Genomic DNA, 3,541 nt, shown 5'->3' on the forward strand with positions numbered 1-3,541 from the left:
TGCAGCACACCGGCCGCGCCGTGGTGTTCGAGTCCGTCGAGGACATGACGCTGCGTTGTGACAGCCCCGATCTCGACGTCACCGCCGACGACGTGCTGGTGCTGCGCAATGCGGGCCCGAAAGGTGCGCCGGGCATGCCGGAGGCCGGCTACCTGCCGATCCCGATGAAGCTCGCGCGAGCCGGTGTGAAAGACATGGTGCGGATCTCCGACGCGCGCATGAGCGGCACCGCATTCGGCACCATCGTGTTGCACATTACGCCGGAGAGCGCGGTGGGCGGCCCGCTGGCGCTGGTGCGGAATGGCGACATGATCCGGCTGGACGTGGCGAAGCGCAGCATCGACCTGCTGATCGACGAGGCGGAATTTGCGAAGCGTGCAGCGGCGCTGCCGCCGGCCGTGACGCCCGACTGGGCGAAGCGCGGCTACGCCCATCTGTTTTATCAAACGATCTTGCAGGCCGATGACGGCTGCGATTTCGATTTCATGACCCGGGAAGGCAAGGGCGAAGTGTAGTTGATTCTTGCTTCCTTCTCCCCTTGTGGGAGAAGGTGGCACGGACGAAGTCCTGACGGATGAGGGGTTTCTGGGCTCGGAGTTTGTGGCACCCGTCACCCGTCTCGACCGCTTCGCGGTCGATCCACCCTCTCCCACAAGGGGAGAGGGAAGAAGCGCTGCCTTTCGTAAACTACACCGCCGCTTCGAACTCTTGCCGCACCGCTGCGATGTCCGGCAGTGTCGGCAGTCCCGCTTCGTTGCCGAGTTTCTGGATCTTGTAGGTCGAGGCCGCGCGCGCAAAGGCAAAATGGTCGGCCCAGCTCTGCGCGGGATTGGAGAGATAGGAATACACATAAGCGCCGTGAAACACGTCGCCGGCGCCATTGGTATCGAGCACCCGTGCGCGCGGAATAGAAAGCGCTGGCAGCGTATGCACCGCGCCCGTCTCGTCGTACCACAGCAATCCGCGCTCGCCGAGCGTGATGCCGCCGACGCGACAGCCCCGGCTCTTAAGATAGTCCAGCATCTTCTCCGGCGTCAGGTCCATCTGCTCGCACAGCCGTTCGGCGACGATAGCGACGTCGATGAATTCCAGCAGTTCATGGGTATTGGTGCGCAATCCGCCGCCATCCAGCGACGTCAGGATGCCGGCCTCGCGACACAGTCTTGCGTAATGGATCGCGGCGTCCGGCTGGTGTCCATCGACATGCAGCGCGCGGCATTTGCCGAGGTTGAGGAGCGGGAACGGGTGGATGTGCTCGTCGTCGCGGCAGCGGACGATGGCGCGCTTGCCGTCCTTGGGCATGATGAAGGACAGCGACGAACTCGCCACCTTGCGCGGATGAATCTCGATGGCGTATTTCGCCGCCATGTCCATGAACATGCGACCGAGCCAGTCATTGGCCACGGTGGCGATCAGGTCGGGCACGACGCCGAGCTTGGCGCAACAGAACGCGGCGGTGACGGCATTGCCGCCGAACGACACCGCATAGTCCGACGCCACGTGCTTTTCGTCGCCAGTCGGCATGTGGTCGGTAATGAAGGTGACGTCGATATAGGTCTGTCCGATGAAGAGAGCCTGCATGAATGTGTCCGTCGTTCGCTGAGGGGGTCGAGTCGTCCACGATACGGCGTCGCGAGGGCGCCAGCATACATTAGCATCGCTTATGACAGGCCATTCGCCAAAATTATTCGCATGAGTCGTGGCCGATTTGCTTGAGATGCGAGCATTGCGGGCTTACCACCGTAGCCTAGGCCGCCCGGCATCCCCTGTGGATTCGCCGGGCCTGCCGCTGGGGAGACTGCGATGACGGTGTATTCCGGTCCGGTGTTCGAGATGGCGGTCAATCAGTTCGGGGTCATCGCCGATCACCTGGCGATCCCCGCCGACGAGCGCGACCGGCTCCTGATGCCGAAACGCGCCATTGTGGTGTCCTGTCCGATCCACCGCGACGATGGCACCATCGCGGTCTATGAGGGCTACCGGGTGCAACATCACCTCACCCTCGGCCCCACCAAGGGCGGCACCCGCTTCGCCAGCAGCGTGGACCTCGGCGAGGTGGCCGCCCTGGCGATCTGGATGAGCTGGAAATGCGCGCTGGTCGGGCTGCCCTATGGTGGCGCCAAGGGCGGCATCGCAGTCGATCCTGCGGCGATCTCGAAGCGCGAGCTGGAGGCGTTGTCGCGGCGCTATATGCAGGAGATGATCCCCTTCGTCGGCCCGCACACCGACGTGATGGCGCCGGACATGGGCACCAATGAGCAGGTGATGGCGTGGTTCATGGACACCTATTCCATGTATCAGGGCCGCACCGTCACGGAGATCGTCACCGGCAAGCCCGTGGCGTCCGGCGGCACGCTGGGACGGCGCGAAGCCACCGGTCGCGGCGTCGCCCATCTCGCCAAGCGGGTGCTTAAGGAGCTGGCGATCGATCTTAACGGCGCTACCGCCGTGATCCAGGGTTTCGGCAATGTCGGTTCCTATGCGGCGCTGGAGCTGCACCGGTTCGGCCTCAAGATCATCGCGGTCAGCGACCACACCGGGGCGCTGTACAACAAGGCCGGGCTCGATATCCCCGCCTTGATGCGCCACACCGCCGAGCACGGCAGCATCAAGGGTTTTTCCAGCGAGATGCAATACGACCCCGCCGACATCTTTACGACGGCCTGCGACGTGCTGGTGCCTGCCGCGATGGAGCGCGCCATCGACGGGCCGATGGCGGAGAAGCTGCAATGTCGCGTGCTGGCGGAAGGCGCCAATGGTCCGACCACCCCGGAAGCCGATCTGGTGCTGGAAAAACGCCAGGACGAGATCTTCCTGATCCCCGACATCCTGTGCAATTCCGGCGGCGTGGTGGTGAGCTACTTCGAATGGGTGCAGGATCTGCAGCAACTGTTCTGGGAAGAGGAGGAGGTGATGCGACGGGAGTATCAGATCCTCGATCGCGCCTTCGACCAGATGGTGATGCGCGCCAAGCTCGACCGCATCCCGCACCGGACCGCGGCGATGGCGATCGGCGTCGAGAAGGTCCGCGCCGCCAAGAATACGCGCGGGCTGTTTCCGTGATCTCGGGCCTCGACCACGTCGTTGTTCTGCTGAACGACCTCGAGGGCGGCACCGCGGCCTATCAGGCGCTGTTGGCGCGCGCGCCGTCGTGGCAAACGCGTCACGACGGCGTCGCCACGGTCCTGTTCACTTTCGACAACATGACGCTGGAATTGATGGCGCCGGACGGCGCAAGCGAGACCGCCGATCGCATCCGCGCGGTGCTGAAGGCGCAGGGCGAAGGCCTCGCCAGCATCTGTTTTCGCACCGATGATATCGGCAAGATGCATCGCCGGCTGGGGCGCGTGGCGCTGGCGCCGGACCCCATCGCCGAAGTCGAAAGCCGCGATGTCGCAAGCGATGCGTCGCTGGCGTGGAAGCGTACGCGAGCGGCTACCGACGCCACCCGCGGTGTCCGGCAGTTCTTTATCGAACTGGCGCAGCCGCGTCCGCTCTCTCCCGCGAGCAGCGATGCACCGATCCTCGGCCTCGACCATGT

4 protein-coding genes are annotated in these 3,541 nt (G+C 64.4%); 3 read left to right on the forward strand and 1 reads right to left on the reverse strand.

Going from position 1 to position 3,541, the window contains the following annotated elements:
• Nucleotides 1-515, forward strand: a 515-nt coding sequence (locus JWR89_RS00540) for a dihydroxy-acid dehydratase (RefSeq protein ID WP_299710379.1), incomplete at its 5' end; no start/stop codon positions are given.
• 172 nt (nt 516-687) lie between these two features.
• Here the strand turns inward: JWR89_RS00540 and JWR89_RS00545 are convergent.
• Nucleotides 688-1,581 (reverse strand): sugar kinase, encoded by an 894-nt coding sequence (locus JWR89_RS00545; RefSeq protein ID WP_299710381.1) that lies wholly within the window; start codon nt 1,579-1,581, stop codon nt 688-690.
• Between the two features lie 222 nt (nt 1,582-1,803).
• Here JWR89_RS00545 and JWR89_RS00550 point away from each other — a divergent pair, with 222 nt between their 5' ends.
• Nucleotides 1,804-3,063: a Glu/Leu/Phe/Val dehydrogenase gene (locus JWR89_RS00550; protein WP_299710383.1), complete on the forward strand. Its 1,260-nt coding sequence runs from the start codon at nt 1,804-1,806 to the stop codon at nt 3,061-3,063.
• Nucleotides 3,060-3,541, forward strand: a 482-nt coding sequence (locus tag JWR89_RS00555; RefSeq protein ID WP_299710385.1) for a VOC family protein, incomplete at its 3' end; no start/stop codon positions are given. The genes JWR89_RS00550 and JWR89_RS00555, both read left to right, overlap by 4 nt.

Source organism: Tardiphaga sp., assembly GCF_028290785.1.
GTDB lineage: Bacteria > Pseudomonadota > Alphaproteobacteria > Rhizobiales > Xanthobacteraceae > Tardiphaga.

What these genes read in the sequence shown, in the direction of transcription:
- JWR89_RS00545 (WP_299710381.1), bottom strand. Translation starts at nt 1,581, where the DNA reads ATGCAGGCTCTCTTCATCGGACAGACCTATATCGACGTCACCTTCATT.
- JWR89_RS00550 (WP_299710383.1), top strand. Translation starts at nt 1,804, where the DNA reads ATGACGGTGTATTCCGGTCCGGTGTTCGAGATGGCGGTCAATCAGTTC.